The sequence below is a fragment of the Arthrobacter sp. 10N418 genome (assembly GCF_056394725.1).
This window is the reverse complement of record NZ_JBFTIK010000008.1, coordinates 70,399-87,053: the sequence shown is the minus strand read 5'-3', so window position 1 is coordinate 87,053 and position 16,655 is coordinate 70,399. Positions and strand designations below refer to the sequence as shown.

Here is a 16,655-nt window from a genome sequence, read left to right as displayed (position 1 = left end):
GTCCGGACCGGGCGGCCCAGCGACGCCTCAGCCGATCTCCAGGGCAGTGACGCGCCAGGCCAACTTTCCGCGTTCCAGCCGCAGCGCGACGGCGCGGACCCGCAACTCTTCGACCACGACGGCGCTGGCCTCGTAGACGTCGTCCGAAATCCGGCAGGCCTGGACGGACCGGACGGAGGGGTTCCGGTGCAGCCGTCCAGCGGTCGGCGAGCTGCCGGAGGCCACCCGACGCGTCAAGGCCGCCCGGTGCTGGAGGGCAGCCAGGCACCTCGGATCAAGCCGGCGGGCAAGTTGCTGGACGGGCCGGGTGCCGGCGAGGACCTCGATGGCGGCCTGTACAGTGCTGCGCGAGATGGCACAGATCTCGCGGCCCTCATCGACAAGCCGGAGCGGCGCGGACCCGGCTGACGGGTCAGGACGCACCTGGGGTCGGGACGCCTGGGCTGCCTGGGCCGCCCCGCCGGAGCGGAGGGCCGGTTCGTCGGCGTGGGAGGCGGCAAGGGTGGAGGCCGGAGCCTCGGTGTCGGGGACCAGGCGGAGGGGCGCAACCGCAGCAGCGGCGCCGGCCGCTGTTGCATGGACCCCGGGCAAGACGGTCATTTGGTGTTCCTTTGCGGTTTTGGCGGTGGACGGTGGATTCATGCTGTGTTCGTGGTGCTGGTGCTGGTGTTGGTTGCGGGGCGCGGGGCGCGGGGCGCCCCGCCGCTGCTGGCGGACTGAAGTATCGCTGACCGGGCAGCCGTGCTGTGTCAGGTTCCGGGTGGCAGGACGAGCACCTGTCCGGGCACCAGTAAGTCGGGGTTCTCACCGATGACTGCACGGTTGGCCTGGTAAAACCGGGGCCACTCCATGGCGACCTCAAGGTCTGACGCAAACGGACCCAGAGCGGCCGCGGCGAGGCTCCACAGCGAATCTCCGGCCCGCACGGTCACCTCTGTCGGCGCCGTATCGGCCTCGGGAGCGCGCAAGTGGCGGGCCGCGAGCGGTCCGGGTTCCACGACAGGCCCCTGCGGCTTCCACTGCGGATCCAATCCGAGGCGACCGGAAGCCCGGGCAGCTGCCGGGGAAGGTGCCGGGGACGCCGTTGCGGGAGCGTCGGCCCGAACAGGGACCTGCGGGTGGGCGCTGTCCGCCGTCGGAGTCCACGCCGCCGGCACGGCCGCCTGGACTGAGTGGGCGGTCACGCCGGGGCCGGCGGAGGCAGTCGGGGCAGCGGGCGGCGTGGCGGCAGTGGCCAGGGGAGCCGCAAGCAGTTGGAGTCCGACGGCGGCCAGTGCGAGGCGTCGCATGAACGCCGGACTGAACCTGCCGGCTGCTGCGGCAGCACGCTGCCTGCCCCTGCGCTCCAGCAACGCCGCCACGACCGCGATTGCGAAGGACAGCGCCCACCAGGTGACGACGATCAGGCCTGCCGTGTTTGCCACGATCCCCAGCTGGTCCTCGAACGAAAGGGACTGCTGGCGCGCGGACGATGAATGCCAGCGCTGCATGAGGGTGCTTCCCATGGCCGCGAGGAACGACCCCAGCAGCAGGACCAGGGCTGCCATCGCGGCGTCTCCATGCAACTGGCGCCGGCGTCCAGCCGCCAGGAACGATTCCGTATTCATCAGACAGACCTCCATCGCTTTGAATCCATTTTGAGATCATTCAATATCGTTCAATAGCATTGAGCATGATTTGATATCGGTTGATCTATTTCACGCCAGTGTGTACTCGTCTCACGTGTTTGTCTAGGGTTTGTCCGGTGTGTGTGGATTGACCGGGTTCCTGCGCCCGCCTACGCTGTCGCCATGCGGTGGGATGCGCTCTTCGAGGACCTGGAGGCACAGTTGGCCGCGCAGCAGCGGCTGGATCTCGACGCGGAAATCGCGGAGCGCGCGCGGGTGGATGCAGCGGGTGTGGAGCTTGCGGACCGGCTCCGGGGTTCCCTGGGGCTGTGTATCCGGGTCCATCTGGCATCCGGTTCCGTCTTTGAGGGGAACCTTAGCCACGCGGGCAGCGAGGCGCTGGTGCTCGACGAGCCCGGGCACCAGGTCCTCATCCCGTACGCGTCAGCGCTACGGTATGCCGGCCTCGCCCGGCTGGCGGTGGCGGAGCCGTCCAGGGCCGGTCAGCGGCTGGGCCTGGCCAGCGCACTGCGCGCACTGGCCAGGGACCGGGCGGCCCTGGCCGTTCTCGTGTCGAAGGGTCCCGGGGAGACGGCGCTCCATGGCGTGATCGACAAGGTGGGGAAGGATTTCCTGGATCTGGCTCTCACCCACGACGCGGAGGACCGGCGGCCGCTCAACGTCCGGCGGGTCACGACCATTCCATTTGGGGCCTTGGCCGGCCTCAGGTCCGTCCGCGCCGCTGCCAGCTAGTCCGGGGGGTCAGGTGCTGGCCGCCTTGGACTGCTTCGCCTCTTCGATCATGCGGCTGGCCTCGGCGTAACGCTCCTCGATGTACTGCTCCAGCATCTTTTCCTCGATGCGCCACTGCCCGCGGCCGCCGACCTGGATCGCTTTGAGTTCCCCGCTGCGGACCAGGGCGTAGGCAGCCGGAGAGTTGATCTGGAGCTGCTCGGCAACGTCAGCGAGTGTCAGGAATCGGGGCATGACTCCATTTTGCCACCGTTGGTGTCATCCGGGACCGATATCCACAGTTTGTCCGTGTTTGGTCCTGCGTCTTCCGCACGGGCCGCCGGGGCGCAACAATAAGGGTGTCAGGCACCCGGAGCCCGGGGATGCGACTACAGGGGGAGCAGCAAGCATGAGCGGGAGCGCACTGGCTGACGGGGCCCGCCTGAGGAAGCCGTCCTGGAAGGACCCCCGGCTCCTGGTCGGCATCCTGCTGGTCCTGGCTTCGGTCGTGGGCGTCATCTCGCTGGTTGGAGCGGCGGACCAGACGACCGAAGCCTATGCGGCCCGCGAGCCGATTGCAGTCGGGGAGACGCTGACCGCCGACAAACTCCATCGCGTCAAGGTCCGCCTCGGCGAGGTTGAAGAGCACTACCTGACGCCGGAGACCGGGCTTGCCGACGGTCTCGTGGCCGTCCAGAGGATCGGCAAGGACCAGTTGCTGCCTCGCGAGAGTGTAGGCCGACTCGACGGCCTGGACCGCAAGCCCGTGGCCATCACCATCGAAGAGAGCCTTCCGGTGCAGGCGGTGGCGGGCTCACGCGTGGATGTCTGGGTGGCGCTTCCGGATACCCGTAACGGTTTCAGCGAGCCCACGCTGCTTTTGCCGGGCGCCGAAATCGCGCAGATTAGCCCTGGTAGTTCCGCGCTCGGGTCATCGCGTTCCACCGTCGTGATGGTGCTGGTGGCCGATCAGCAGATGCCGAAGCTGCTGGGGGCCCAGGCTAACAAGGCCAAGATATCGGTCGTCTGGAACCCGGGTGGTACGCCGCGGTGAACATTCCCGTCGTGACCGTCGGACATTCCAACGACGATTTGGTCGGCGGCCTGGAACGCCTCCACGGTCCGGTATCCGTCGTCCGCCGGTGCAGCGAACTCGCGGAGCTGCTCGCAGCGTGCCAGAGCGGACTTGCCCGCGCCGCCGTCGTCGTGGCCGGGAGCGAGGAACTGACGGCCTCGCTGGTTGACCGCTTGTCCGCCGTCGGTGTGGCTGTTCTGGCATTGACGGACAGCCCGGAGGAAATGGCCCGTTTGCGGGGAATCGGCGCAGCTGCGGAGCTGCGTGCGGTGGATGCGTCCACCCTCGCCGCACGGATCTCGGCCGCAGTGGCGCAGCTGAGCGGGGCCGGGCCGGGGCCGCACCTGGCCGGCGGCGCCTTCGTGGACCATGCACCCGTTCCGGCGTCCCGGGCAGCGACATCCGATGGATACACGGCTTCCCGCGCCGGCACCCCGGACCACACAGGTAAGGGGCGGATCATTGCCGTGTGGGGTCCTGCCGGCTCGCCGGGCAGGACCTTCGTGGCTGCCAACATCGCAGGGGAACTGGCCGCGGAAGGTCAATCCGTCCTGCTTGTCGACGCCGACACTTACGGCGCCAGCGTTGCGGCCATGCTTGGTCTTCTCGACGAGGCTGCCGGGCTGGCGCAGGCCTGCAGGCTGGCGGACCAGGGACTGCTCGACGCCGATGCCCTGCTCAGGATAGCGGCGCCGGTGGCGACCAGGTCGGGGACGTTCCGCGTGCTGACCGGCATCACGCGGGCGGACCGGTGGACTGAACTGCGCGCTGCCCCCCTCTCGCTGGTGCTCGAGCGGTCGAGGGAGATCGCCGACGTGACGGTGGTGGACACCGGCTTCTGCCTCGAGACCGACGAGGAACTCAGTTTCGACACGATGGCGCCGCGGCGGAACGCGGCGACACTGCGGAGCCTGGAAATGGCCGATACCGTCTTTGCCGTCGGAGCTGCGGATCCGATCGGTGTCCCGCGGCTTGTCCGCGGTTTGGCCGAACTGCAAACGGCCGTTCCTGGTGCTTTCCCCACGGTCGTGATGAACAAGGTTCGGGCAGCCGCCGTGGGGCGGTCCCCGGAACGTCAGCTGCGGGACGCGTGGCAGCGGTACGGGCCCGCCCTGGAACTGACGGCCTTCCTGCCCGCAGACCCCGCGGCGAGCGACGCGGCACTGCTGGCGGGCTCGCTCCTGCTGGAAACCGCCCCTGACTCTGCCCTGCGCCGGGCCATCGCACTTTTGGTTTGTGCACCTGCCCAGCGAAATCGTAAATCCTCTGTCTTTTCTTCCACAGCAAAGCGGCCGGCAAAGGGCTAGGGTCGACGTAGGGGCCGCAAAGAGGCGGCCATGAACTGCTTTATGGAGGCGTTTGTCGATGTCGTCTGGGTCCAGCGTGGAGGATCAACCCGTTTCGATCGGTGCCGTTGAAGGCTACCTCGGGGATTACTACGAGCACCTTGCAGAAGAGGACTTCCGCGGGTATGCCCAGGAAGTCCTGACCGCCCGGGCCGAAACGCACCGGCAGTTGGCCGCCAAGCGGCTCCCGGGCGTCGCCAACATCTCCATCATCGATGAGGCAGACTGCAGCGTCGTCTACATCGTCACCGATGACATGCCCTTCCTCGTCGACTCGGTCAACGCGGAACTGGTCCGCCAGCACGCCCCGATCCACCTCGTGTTGCACCCGCTTTTCGTCGTCACCCGCAACCGCGAGACCGGCCAGCTCGTCCGGGTCTCGCGCGTACCCTCGCACCTGGGCATCTCCAGCGGCGACACCGCTGCAATGCCGAACCTGTCCCACCTGATTGCCCACGGTGACAATGCCTCGCACATGGAGTCCTGGATCGCCGTCGAAATCGACCGCGCCGACGACGCCAAGCGCGAGCAGCTGATCGAGGGCATCGGCCGCGTACTCGGCGACGTGAGGGCGGCCGTGGAGGACTGGCCGAAGATGCGGACCAAGGCGCTGGAGATTGCAGCGGACCTTGACAAGGTGGCAAATCCGGCCCAGATTGCCGAGCTGCGCCAGGCGCAGGAGCTGCTGCGCTGGATGGACGACGGAAACTTCACGTTCCTCGGCTACCGGGAATATGACCTCAAGAACGAATCCGGCGAGGACGTGCTGGAGCTGCGCGAAGAGAGCGGGCTGGGCCTGCTGCGCGGGGGCACCGACACCCGCCAGGTGCAGCACCTCACCGAGGCAGGCCGGAAGAAAGCCCGCGAGAAGCGCGCCCTGGTGATCACCAAGGCAAACTCCCGCTCTACCGTCCACCGCTCGGCGTACCTGGACTACATCGGCGTCAAAAGCTTCGACGCGGCCGGCAACGTCAACGGGGAGCGCCGCTTCATCGGCCTCTTCGCTACAAGCGCCTACGCCGGCTCCGTCCGCGAGATCCCTGTAGTCCGGGAAAAAGTGGCCGCCGTGCTGAGCGAGGCCGGCTTCCCGCCCGACTCCCACTCTGGCAAGGACCTCCTGGGCATCCTGGAGACATACCCGCGCGATGAGCTTTTCCAGATCGAGGTCCCCGACCTCTCGGCCACCGCCACCGGCATCCAGCGGCTGCAGGAACGCCGCCGGACGCGGCTCTTCCTCCGGCCGGACATCTACGGCAGGTTCATGTCCGCCGTCGTGTACCTACCGCGCGACCGTTACACCACGAACGTCCGCCTGCGCATTGAGCAGGAGCTGCGGGAGACGTTCAACGCCGTGTCCATCGACTACGAGGCGCGGATGACCGAATCCGCTCTCGCCCGGCTGTTCTTCCGGATCCGCCTGCCCAAGGACGCTGACGTCAGCAACGTCAACAGCGACGAGCTGGAGAAACGCCTGGTGCGCGCCGCACGCTCCTGGAGCGAGGGCGTCTCCGAGGTCCTGCACGCACGGGCTGAAAACGACGGCGCCGAAGGTGCGAAGGAACTGGCAGCCCTCTGGGCCGAGGCGTTCCCGGCCGGCTACCGCGTGGACTACGAGGTTGAAGACGCGCTGGAAGACATCGCCCGCTTCGAAAAGTACGGCGCGGCGGCTGAACGGGCAGCGGAAAGCGCCAAGGAACAGCCCGGCGTGCACGTCTACCTGCCCGAAGGTGCCGGGGCGACGCTGGAGGAGGACGCGCGGGTCAAGCTTTACATGCTCGAACCCAAGAGCCTCAGCCAAATTCTCCCGTATTTCCACAACCTCGGGCTCGAAGTCCTGGACGAACGCCCCTTCGAGATTGAAACCGCGGACCACCGCGACTTCTTCCTGTACGACCTCGGCCTGAAATACCCGGCCGGTGTGGATCCGCAAAGCACGGGCCAACTCCTGGGGGAATCCTTCGGCGCAGCCGTCTCCGGTGCAGTGGAATCCGACAGCTTCGACCGTCTCGTGCTGCGCGAGGGCATGCACTGGCGCCAGGTCATCGTCCTGCGCGCCTATGCCAAGTACATGCGGCAGATGGGCAACACAAACTCCTTCGAGTTCATGTCCGACACCCTGCTGGCGAACCCGGACGTTACCCGTGCGCTGACCGCCCTGTTCAGCGCACGCTTCGATCCGACACTGACCGATGCCGAACGCACGCGCAGGCAGGACCAGGTCAGCGTCGAACTGGACGCCGCCATCGAACAGGTTGCCACCCTCGACGCTGACCGGGTGCTGCGCACCTTCGCCAACCTGATCCGCGCGACACTGCGGACCAATTTCTTCCAGAACAAGACCCACGTCAGCTTCAAACTGAACCCCGCCGCCATCGACGGGCTGCCGTTCCCCAGGCCCATGTTCGAAATCTGGGTCTACTCGCCCCGGGTCGAAGGCGTGCACCTGCGCTTCGGCAAGGTGGCCCGCGGCGGCCTGCGCTGGTCGGACCGGCGCGAGGACTTCCGCACCGAGATCCTCGGCCTGGTCAAGGCCCAAACCGTCAAGAACGCCGTGATCGTTCCCACCGGCGCCAAGGGCGGCTTCTACGCGAAGCAGCTCCCGGACCCGGCCCTGGACCGGAGCGCCTGGATGGCCGAAGGCATCGAGAGCTACAAGACGTTCATCCGGGGTCTCCTCGACATCACCGACAACCTCGTCGCGACGCCGCAGGGCGAAACTGTCATGCCGCCCTCGGACGTCGTCCGCCACGACGACGACGATTCCTACCTGGTGGTTGCGGCAGACAAGGGCACCGCATCGTTCTCCGACATCGCCAACGGCCTTGCTATGGAGTACGGATTCTGGCTTGGTGACGCGTTTGCCTCCGGCGGCTCCGTGGGCTACGACCACAAGGCCATGGGCATCACGGCCCGAGGCGCCTGGGAGTCGGTCAAGCGCCACTTCAGCGAGCTGGACCTGGACACGCAGTCCGAGCCCTTCACTGTTGTGGGCGTCGGCGACATGTCCGGCGACGTCTTCGGAAACGGCATGCTGCTGTCCAAGCACATCCGCCTCCTGGCCGCCTTCGATCACCGGCACATCTTCCTCGATCCCACCCCGGACGAGGCCGCATCCTTTGCGGAGCGCCAGCGGCTCTTTGAGCTGCCCCGGTCTTCCTGGGACGACTACAACAAGTCGCTCATCAGCGACGGCGGAGGCATCTTCCCCCGCCAGGCCAAGGTCATCCCCATCTCTGCGCAGGTCCGCGCCGCGCTGGGGCTTCCGGAGGCCACCACCCAGCTGAGCCCGCCGGAACTCCTGCGCGCGATCCTCCTTGCCCCCGCCGACCTGCTCTACAACGGCGGAATCGGCACGTACGTCAAGGCCAGCACGGAAACCAACGCGGAGGTCGGCGACAAGGCCAACGACGCAATCCGCGTCGACGGACGTGAGCTCCGTGTGAAGGTGGTCGGCGAAGGCGGCAACCTTGGCATGACGCAGCGCGGACGCATTGAGGCGGCGCTGCAGGGCGTCATCCTCAACACCGACGCGATCGACAACTCTGCCGGGGTGGACTGCTCCGACCACGAGGTCAATATCAAAATCTTCGTTGACCGCATGGTCGCCGCCGGCAAGCTTCACAAGGAAGAGCGCGCGGAGTTCCTGGCCTCCATGACCGACGAAGTCGGCCGGCTGGTGCTGGAGGACAATATCGACCAGAACATCCTGCTGCTGAACGACAGGATGCGGGTGTCCGAATGGAGCCCCAGCTACGAACGCCTCATGGACTGGCTGGAGAAGTCAGCCGACCTGAAGCGGGACCTGGAAGCGCTGCCCAGCACCGCCACACTTCGCGAGCGCCTGTCACAGGGACAGGGGCTGACGTCCCCCGAGCTCTCGGTCCTGGCGGCCTACGCCAAAATCGAACTCGCCACGGCACTGCGGGACAGCGACCTCGCCGATGATCCGTGGTTCCGCGGCACACTCAGGGCCTACTTCCCGAAGCAGCTGCGTGAACGGTTCGACGCCGAACTGGACACCCACCCGCTGCGCCGGGAAATCATCGCGACCGTCGTGGCCAACGACATGATCAACCTGGGCGGCATCACCTTCGCCTTCCGGGCCATCGAGGAGACCTCGGCCACCGAGGCCGCAGTAGCCAAGGCCTTCGTGGCGCTCAGGGAGGTCTACGAGCTGAACGTCATGGTCGCGGAACTGAACGAACTGCCCGCGTCCTTCCCGACAGAACACTGGAGCACCGTCCACCTCGATATCCGCAGGCTCCTGGACCGCGCCGTACGGTGGGTCCTCAGCCAGGGCAACACTTCCCGGCCCATCGCCGAGACGGTCGCAGAGTTCAAACCGCTGATGGACCCCATGCGGGCCCGGCTGCTGGACTACCTGCGCGGCGATGACCGTGCCCGCGTCGCCGACTGGCTGGAGAAGGCCCGTGGCTGGGACCTCCCGGAAGACCTGGCACACCGCTGGGCGGAGCTGTTCGAGAGCTTCGTGCTCCTGGACATCGCAAAGATTGTCCATGTCAGCCCCGAGCCGGTGGAAGACATCGCCCACGTCTACTACACGGTGTTCAACCGCTTCCACGCCGATTCCCTGCTCGAACGCATCACGAAGCTGCCGAGGGAGGACCGCTGGCAGGCACTGGCCCGTGCGGCCCTGCGCGACGACCTCTATTCCACCATTTCGGATATGACGACGGCGGTACTGGAGGGCACGCCCGCGGGAACTCCTGCGGAGGAACGCCTCGCGGCCTGGGAGGGCCAGAACCTGGAGCAGCTGGACCGCGCGAAGTCCATGTTCGACGAAGTCAACGCGCTCGAAGCCGATGACATGGCCTCACTGTCGGTAGCATTGAGGCTCTTGAGGTCAATCGTCCGACGCTAGGGGCAGTTGTCCCCGGTGTCGCAAATGGAGGTGCTGTGGCAATCTTTACGGACCCTATCAGGGAGCACGCTGATTTCGGGCCCGGTGATGCCGAGTGGCTGCACCTCCTGGTCGGCGACTGGCAGATGGTCGCCGACCTGGCTTTCGCCGACCTGGCGCTGTGGTTTCCGCATCCTGAATTGGGCTACGTGGCCCTGGCCCATGTCCGGCCCTCCACTACGCACACGGTGTTCCACGCCGACTTCGTGGGCGAGGGAATCAGGTCCGACCTGTTGCCTCTGGTCGACAAAGCCTGGGAGAGCCGAACAATCGAGCGCTCCAATGAAACCAACTGGAGCAGCGACATGGCGCTGCGGGTCGAGGCGGTGCCGATGGTCCGCAATGGCCGCACGCTGGCCATCGTGACCTCCCATATGGACCTTTCCAGTTCGCGCATGCCGTCGCGGCTTGAACTCACTTACCGCCAGTGCGCCTACGACCTGCTGCGCATGGGAACGCTGGGGCTGTGGCCGGACTTTGCCTCGCCGACCGGGTCCCGCCGCGGCGCGCCCCGGGTTGGCGACGGCCTGATCAGGCTCGACGCCGAAGGGATCGTGCAGTATGCGAGCCCCAACGGTGTCTCCGCGTTCCGCCGCCTCGGCGACGGCGAGTCCCTCGAGGGCCGGTCCCTCGCCGAGGTGACCGCCGGGCTCCTGAAAGACCGGCGGCTGGTCGACGAGACACTGCCCTTGGTGGTCACCGGACGCATGCCGTGGCGCAGCGAAATCGAATCCCGCGGTGTCAGTCTGTCACTGCGCGCCATCCCGCTTCGCGACGAACAGCAGCGGTTCGGCGCCTTGGTGCTGTGCCGCGATGTTTCGGAACTGCGGCGGCGGGAGATGGAACTCGTCACGAAGGACGCGACCATCCGCGAAATCCACCACCGGGTGAAGAACAACCTGCAGACCGTGGCGGCACTGCTGCGGATGCAGTCCCGGCGCATGGTCAGCGACGAGGCCAAACAAGGGCTCGAACAGGCCATGCGGCGGGTGGCAACGATTGCCCTTGTGCACGAGACACTCTCCCAGGGCCTGGCCCAAAGCGTTGACTTCGATGAACTCATAGGGCGGCAGTTCCGCCTGTCAGCAGAGGTCGCCTCGCCGTCGCAGCAGGTCAAGACACAGCGCGCGGGACTTTTCGGCGAGCTGCCGAGCGACTTCGCCACACCCCTGGCCCTGGTCATCAACGAGCTGGTGACCAACGCCGTCGAACACGGGCTGGAGGGGCGGACCGGCACCGTACGTCTGATTGCAGACCGTACCGAAAGCGAAGACGGCGAGGAGCTTCTCACCGTGACGGTCGAGGATGACGGCATCGGCCTGCCGGAAACGCCGTACGTCGAGGGGCTGGGCCTGCAGATCGTCCGTACCCTCGTCACGAGTGAACTCGGCGGGAACATCCAGTGGAAGTCCCGCGAGGGGGGCGGAACGGCCGTGCAGATTGTCCTGAGCCTGGCCACACGCTGAGTTTGGCCGCACCCAGAGTTTCGCCACAGGGCCGGAACCGGCTTAAAGGCAACGGCCGCGGACCATTTGGTCCGCGGCCGTTGCTGCGGTTCTAGGGCCGGCGCACCGGCCGGCGGAAAATCAGGAGGCGCGGCGGGCCCGGGCTGCCCTGCGCTTCAGGGCGCGGCGCTCGTCCTCGCTCATGCCGCCCCAGACGCCGGCGTCCTGGCCGGATTCGAGGGCCCACTGCAGGCAGGTGTCCACGACGGGACAGCGCCGGCAGACGCTTTTGGCTTCCTCGATCTGCAGGAGGGCAGGCCCGGTGTTTCCTACGGGGAAGAACAGCTCCGGGTCCTTGTCAAGGCACGCTGCGCGGTTACGCCAATCCATGCTGATCAGTCACTCCATTCCTGGGAACACGTTAAATGCCTTTGTGAAATTATTCACTAGGGGCTTCATAAGAAAGGGGCCCTCTGGGGCCCCCTCGGTCATCTGGATTAAGCGTGTCATGTTAACGCTGTGTAAACAAGGGGTGTGGGGCGTCAAAATGCAGTGGGATTGTGAGCGATGCATCACATCTTCTGGCGGCGTCCTCACATCTAGTCGACTATGTCCGGTAGTGTGCCAGTGTGTCAAGAGCCCCGGTGAACCCCCCCGATCCTGCTGAAAATCCCTCCGGGAATCCCGGCGGCGGCCCGGCGGGAGTGCCAGGGTCCGGCGAACACGGTGCCGGCCGCGCCGTGACCAAAGGGGCCACAAGGCCGGTGGGAATTCTTGTCATCGCCATCGTTGTGGCGCTTGAGGCAACGGCTCTCCTGTTTGCGTCCCTCTGGTACGGAACCCAGCTCCTGACCGGAGCCCCCGTGCTGTCCTTTTGGGGTGCCGTCTTTACTCTCTTTCTGCTGCTGGCGTTTTCAGTCTGGCTGTATGCCGTGGCACGGTTCTTGATGCGCGGTTTCCGCTGGCCCCGGGCCGGCTCCCTGGTGGCCCAGCTATTTGTGCTGACCATCGGTTTCCCGACCCTGGCGGGCGGCTACCCCTTCGCCGGCCTGGCCATGCTGATTCCTGCCGCCACCGCAATTGTGCTGCTGTTCGACAAGCGTGTCATCGCCTTCGCCTCGCGGGCAGGCGGGGCGCCGCCTGCCCTGTAGCGTCACGGGGCCCAGCGGCCTGGCCCGTGGCCTGCCTCGACGTGCGCCGGATCGTAGCCCGGTCCGCACGGGCGTTCGGCGGACCCTTACAGCTGCCGGATGTCCCGCGGGTTGTCCTGTGCGTTTACGGCCAGCTGAACGGCTGTTGCCTGCCCGTCGAAGATTGCGACGGCGCGTCCCGGGGGAGGGTTGTGTTCGAGTTCGAACCGGACTCCGAACACGTCCCCATCGACAGGTGTTCGCGGACGAATCAGGATCCCGCGTCCCTGGTTGCGCGCTTTCACGGCAAGGGGCACCCTCTGACTGAGTGCCGTGTCGAAACCGGCCGTCAGGATCACTGTCCAGCCGAGACTGTTGAGCGCGAGCAGCCGGGCGTTCGTGGCTTCGGACAGTAAATCAATATCGTCGGCCAACGCGACCGCTGTCGAATCCAGGGTGCCGGCGAGGGCGCTGGCGTGCACCCCGGACCAATACGCTTCGGGCTCTGTTCCGGCGTCCGGTGCCAGCCAGCCGGCGGCAGGGTTGAGGCCCGGCAGGGCCGCCAGCAAGGTGCTCTTACCGGACCCGGCCCCTCCGAGGACGGCTAGAACGCTGCCCCCTGGCAAGGGAACCGTGAACGGCTGCAGCTCGTCTCCTGCGACGCCGATGCAGAGCGAGTTCCTCGGCGGAGTCCAGAGTGGATGCTCCGCCGTGCCGGCGGGTCCGGCCGGTGCGGGTGCCGGCACCGCCGAAAACGGTGCTCCTCGAAGCTGGGCCGCACGAAGCGTTCCCTTGGCCCCTGCCCACCGGGTGCGTAGCTCGGCAACAGAAACGAGACGGGGGAGTGCCTCGACCCTGAAGGGACGGCTCCGGACCGCCGGAGGGGTGCGGAGCCGTCCGGGTCCGGGCGTTTCGAAGAGCTGGCACACGTGGCCGGCCGGCGCAGGGCTTCCCGGGCCAGTGTTGCCTGTGAATGCACCGAAAACGGCCACGCGCCCCGGAAGTGATTCAAGGGCCGGCAGGCGCGGCCACGTGAGCCGTCCCTCCTCCGTGGATCCCGCGGGGAAGAAGACCCGGTTCGGGACAGCAGCGAAGAACCTCGACGTCACCAGTTCACGCTCACCGGAAACGACGACAGTGATTCCAGCCTTCGAGCCGTCCCGGACAATATCCAGGACGAGGTCTTCAGCCCACGCCAGGGGCCCGGACCGTAACGCCGACACCCATGCTCCCCAGCCGCAAAGCACCAGGACCAGCCGAGGCGATCCACGGGACGCCAGCGCGCTGAGCCGCCGCGTCATTTCGCCGGTGAGGAGTTCCAGTACCCGGACTGCCCGGCGGAGCTCGTGCAAACCCGCCACGGCTCCGACACGGGGGGAGTCCGCAACCGTGAGGAAAGAGCCGGCGGAGTCCAGGAAGTAGAGGTGCGTCTCCGTCTCCGCAGCCAGGAGTTGATCCATGACCAGCGCCAAGGCTTGGTCCGCGCCCCCTGCGGCACCGCCTATGAGTCCGAGATGCCCGTGTCCGGCAGGACTCCAGCCCAACTCGGTGACGCGCTGCTCTTCCGGAAGGTCCACCAATCCGAGCCGGACCGTGCCCTCAGCGGTCTCGTCATGTCCGACTGCGCGTCCCGGTTCGGCTTCCGGTGCACGGTGAAGCCGTGCGGCTGCGCGGGGTTTCGGCACCGGATAGGGCAGGCGGGCAGGGAGCGGGTCGGCTATCGGCCGGCGTGGTGGCGCGCCGCCGAGGGCCCGCCACAAACCGGCAGTCACCTCGACCAACGACGCCGCCGCCTGCGCAGGCGTCAGTGTTTCTCCGGGGCGGGGGCCGGGGCCGTCGTCGGTGCTGTGCGGCGCGGCAACGGGCGCCCGCACGAAGACGTCTTTGGCAGTCTCCACAGTGACAGCTCCTGCGGCCGCGGACTGCGGCGTGATGGTGGCGGTCTGGAATTCCTCGGGCGCGCCGGATCCACGGGTCAGGAATGCGCGCCCGGGACTGGCGATGGGGATCCCTGCCGCGAGCCTGGAATTCATGACGTCCATCGATTCGAGGTCGGACTGGACCCGGAGGGCGACGCAACTCGTCACGTTGGCGCGGATGTCCGCCGTCAGGGCCCCCTGGGGTCGCTGGGTTGCCATGATGAGGTGGATCCCGAGTGAACGGCCGATGGTCGCGATCCTCATGAGTTCGGAGAGCGCCTCGGGCGCGTCCTCCACCAGGATCCGGAACTCGTCTATGACGAGTAGCAAGTGCGGCAGGGGATCGGCCGGCCCGTCCCGCGACTCGTATGTGGCGAGGTCCGGGACATGCGCAGCGGCCAGAAGCTCTTCCCTGCGCCGCACTTCGGCGCGCAGCGAAACCAACGCGCGCCCCATGCCATTCGCGCCGAGGTCCGTCAGTACGCCGACGCAGTGCGGCAGGCCAGTCAGCGGCCCCAGACCCGAGCCGCCCTTGAAGTCGACGAAGAGCAGATTAAGTCGGTCCGGAGCATGGCTGGCCGCGAGTGCTGCGGCCAGCGTGCGCAGGAACTCCGATTTCCCCGAGCCGGTTGTACCGGCGACCAGGAAGTGGGGACCGTCCGCCTCCACATCGACGTAAATAGGTCCGGCGCTGCCGGCGCCCACGGGGACGGGGAGCCCATGCGTGCGTCGGCCGCGCTCCCAGCGCCGGGAAATGTCGGCGGCCGAGAGGGCCAGGACTTCCTCCAGGGCACAGCGGCGCGGAATGGCCGCCCGGGACGGATCCGTTGGCCACGCTGCGGATCCGGACCGGCGGCAGAAACGGTCGAACACCAATGGCGGGACGAGGTCGGGGACAAAGCGGATCACAGCGGATCCGGCAACGAGCCGGGCGCTGTGTCCGCCGAGCACAATGCCCGGGCCGGCGGGAGAACTTGGGTCCCGGTCCCGGTCCGGGTCCTGTGAGCAGTCGATCACCCGCCAGCCGTGGCCGCTGGCCACGGCGCACAGCGTTGCCGTTCCGTTGGCGTCGTGGGAAACCGTCCCGTCCGACGGGGTGGGGGCCATGTCAAGGATGATCAACAGCCCGTGGTCGTAGCCTTCGCCGGGACCGGCAGCCAGCATGGCGGCGGTGGCGGCTCCATTGGCCGACAGCGCCACGGCGGGAAGGAACCGGGCCGCAAACGGGAGGGACTCCGGGGAGCCGTGGATGAGGAGCCTGGTACGGCACGCGAGGGGGTATCCGGCGAGTTGCATGGTGAAGGAACGGACGAGCCCGGCCACGGCGCGTCGCGGTCCATGAACGGTGGTCAGGACAGCGGACGGGTCCAGCGTCAGGGGCATCAGGCCCAGCGGAGGGGGCTGGAAACGGGGGTCTGCGGGTTCCAGCCTGAGGTTGGCCGCTTGCCCGGCCAGCCCGAGTCGCAGCCACACCGGTGCCGTTCTGCCGGCGGGCGGCACCGGACCGGGTCCTCCGGATGCGGCGCGGACGCACAGCTCCGCCGCGGACGGAGCAGCGCGCCGCCGTCGTTCCTTGTCCCGCTGCATCGCAGCAGCAACATCCGCCCGGCGTTCGCGGCGCTGATGGCGGCCGGACAGGGCCGGAACGACGACCGAGAACGCAGAGGCTGCAGTCAGGGCGAGGAACATCCACGTGCCGGTGGCGAGGGCCAGGCCGATCCCGATCACGAGGGGCACGGTGGCAGCCAGAACAAGTGCCGCCCGGTTGCCCTGGCCAACGGTGTTCCGGACAAGCAGCGGCTCGGCGACGTTGGACCCGGCAGCCGCGAGGACACAGTCCGGGACGTCGCCGGATGCATCGACAGTGCCGAAGATGAGGGACATCGTCGAGTCGCCACAACGGATGATCGAGCCGGTGGTGACAGCAGACTCCCGGACCATCCGGCCGTCGACGCTTGTACCGTTCGAGCTGCCGAGATCGACAATGGTGACTGCGGAGTCAGAGACCTCCAGCCGCGCGTGGTCCCGCGAAAGTTCGGCATCCGGAATGGCTATTTCCGCCCCGCCGCGACCGATCCGGAACCGCCCGCGCCGCAGCGCGGCGATCGTTCCGGCACCCGGTCCGCTATGGACCGCAAGAATCAGTGCGGCTTTCGGCGGTTGCCCGGCTGCCGCTCTGGGGGAGGCTCCCGTGAATCCATCGATGAGGACGGCACCGTGGACAAGGGGCGCCACGCCAACAGTCAGGGCTGCCACTGCGACGCCCTGCACGAACAGCCCTCCGGTTCCGTAGCGCCGGGACACGGCCGCCTGCAGGTCCGCACCGGGGCAGCCGGACGGAATTGCGACGGAGAGCTCGACCGGCTCCCGGCTCAGTGCAGAACTCCCGGGTGCCGATACCAGGGTGCAATGGAGCAACATCGACGGATCCTTTCCGGCCCGTGGCCTGGAACCCACGGTAAGGCAGGCGGAGGGCAGCA

The 16,655-nt window shown here is 67.4% G+C and carries 11 protein-coding genes; 6 read left to right on the top strand and 5 right to left on the bottom strand.

Annotated elements, in window-relative coordinates; translation table 11 throughout:
• Positions 1-27: 27 nt before the first annotated feature.
• Together AC1DCZ_RS08490 and AC1DCZ_RS08485 are read right to left on the bottom strand one after the other, a co-directional pair.
• Positions 28-600, bottom strand: coding sequence for an Rv3235 family protein (locus AC1DCZ_RS08490; protein ID WP_476974187.1), 573 nt, complete (start codon positions 598-600; stop codon positions 28-30).
• A 149-nt stretch (positions 601-749) separates the two neighbouring features.
• On the bottom strand, positions 750-1,607 hold the full coding sequence (locus tag AC1DCZ_RS08485) for a LysM peptidoglycan-binding domain-containing protein (protein ID WP_476974186.1): 858 nt from the start codon (positions 1,605-1,607) through the stop codon (positions 750-752).
• A gap of 183 nt (positions 1,608-1,790) precedes the next feature.
• Here AC1DCZ_RS08485 and AC1DCZ_RS08480 point away from each other — a divergent pair, with 183 nt between their 5' ends.
• A complete protein-coding gene (locus AC1DCZ_RS08480) occupies positions 1,791-2,360 on the top strand; it encodes a hypothetical protein (RefSeq protein WP_476974185.1) in 570 nt (189 codons plus the stop codon).
• 9 nt (positions 2,361-2,369) lie between these two features.
• On the opposite strand, the gene AC1DCZ_RS08475 is transcribed toward AC1DCZ_RS08480, so the two are convergent.
• Positions 2,370-2,594 (bottom strand): helix-turn-helix domain-containing protein, encoded by a 225-nt coding sequence (locus tag AC1DCZ_RS08475; RefSeq protein WP_476895255.1) that lies wholly within the window; start codon positions 2,592-2,594, stop codon positions 2,370-2,372.
• Positions 2,595-2,748: 154 nt separating this feature from the next.
• On the opposite strand from AC1DCZ_RS08475, the gene AC1DCZ_RS08470 reads away from it, so the two are divergent.
• The 4 genes from AC1DCZ_RS08470 to AC1DCZ_RS08455 are packed head-to-tail and all read left to right on the top strand — an operon-like array spanning position 2,749 to position 11,147.
• On the top strand, positions 2,749-3,393 hold the full coding sequence (locus AC1DCZ_RS08470; protein ID WP_476974184.1) for a CpaB family protein: 645 nt from the start codon (positions 2,749-2,751) through the stop codon (positions 3,391-3,393).
• Positions 3,390-4,721, top strand: a complete 1,332-nt coding sequence (locus AC1DCZ_RS08465; protein ID WP_476974183.1) for a CpaE/TadZ family protein — start codon at positions 3,390-3,392, stop codon at positions 4,719-4,721. Before AC1DCZ_RS08470 ends, AC1DCZ_RS08465 begins: the two co-directional genes overlap by 4 nt.
• A 58-nt stretch (positions 4,722-4,779) precedes the next feature.
• Positions 4,780-9,642, top strand: coding sequence for an NAD-glutamate dehydrogenase (locus tag AC1DCZ_RS08460; RefSeq protein ID WP_476974182.1), 4,863 nt, complete (start codon positions 4,780-4,782; stop codon positions 9,640-9,642).
• Between the two features lie 35 nt (positions 9,643-9,677).
• The gene (locus tag AC1DCZ_RS08455; protein ID WP_476974181.1) at positions 9,678-11,147 is read left to right on the top strand and encodes a sensor histidine kinase; all 1,470 of its coding nucleotides are present in this window, start codon (positions 9,678-9,680) and stop codon (positions 11,145-11,147) included.
• Positions 11,148-11,267: 120 nt separating this feature from the next.
• Here the strand turns inward: AC1DCZ_RS08455 and AC1DCZ_RS08450 are convergent, their stop codons facing one another.
• Positions 11,268-11,516 carry a WhiB family transcriptional regulator gene (locus AC1DCZ_RS08450; protein WP_003804966.1) on the bottom strand — a complete coding sequence of 83 codons (249 nt, stop codon included), beginning with the start codon at positions 11,514-11,516 and terminating at the stop codon, positions 11,268-11,270.
• A gap of 374 nt (positions 11,517-11,890) precedes the next feature.
• On the opposite strand from AC1DCZ_RS08450, the gene AC1DCZ_RS08445 reads away from it, so the two are divergent.
• Entirely contained in the window at positions 11,891-12,277 is a 387-nt protein-coding gene (locus tag AC1DCZ_RS08445; protein WP_476974180.1) for a hypothetical protein, read from the top strand.
• 86 nt (positions 12,278-12,363) lie between these two features.
• On the opposite strand, the gene AC1DCZ_RS08440 is transcribed toward AC1DCZ_RS08445, so the two are convergent.
• Positions 12,364-16,596, bottom strand: coding sequence for an FtsK/SpoIIIE domain-containing protein (locus tag AC1DCZ_RS08440; protein WP_476974179.1), 4,233 nt, complete (start codon positions 16,594-16,596; stop codon positions 12,364-12,366).
• Positions 16,597-16,655 lie beyond the last annotated feature (59 nt).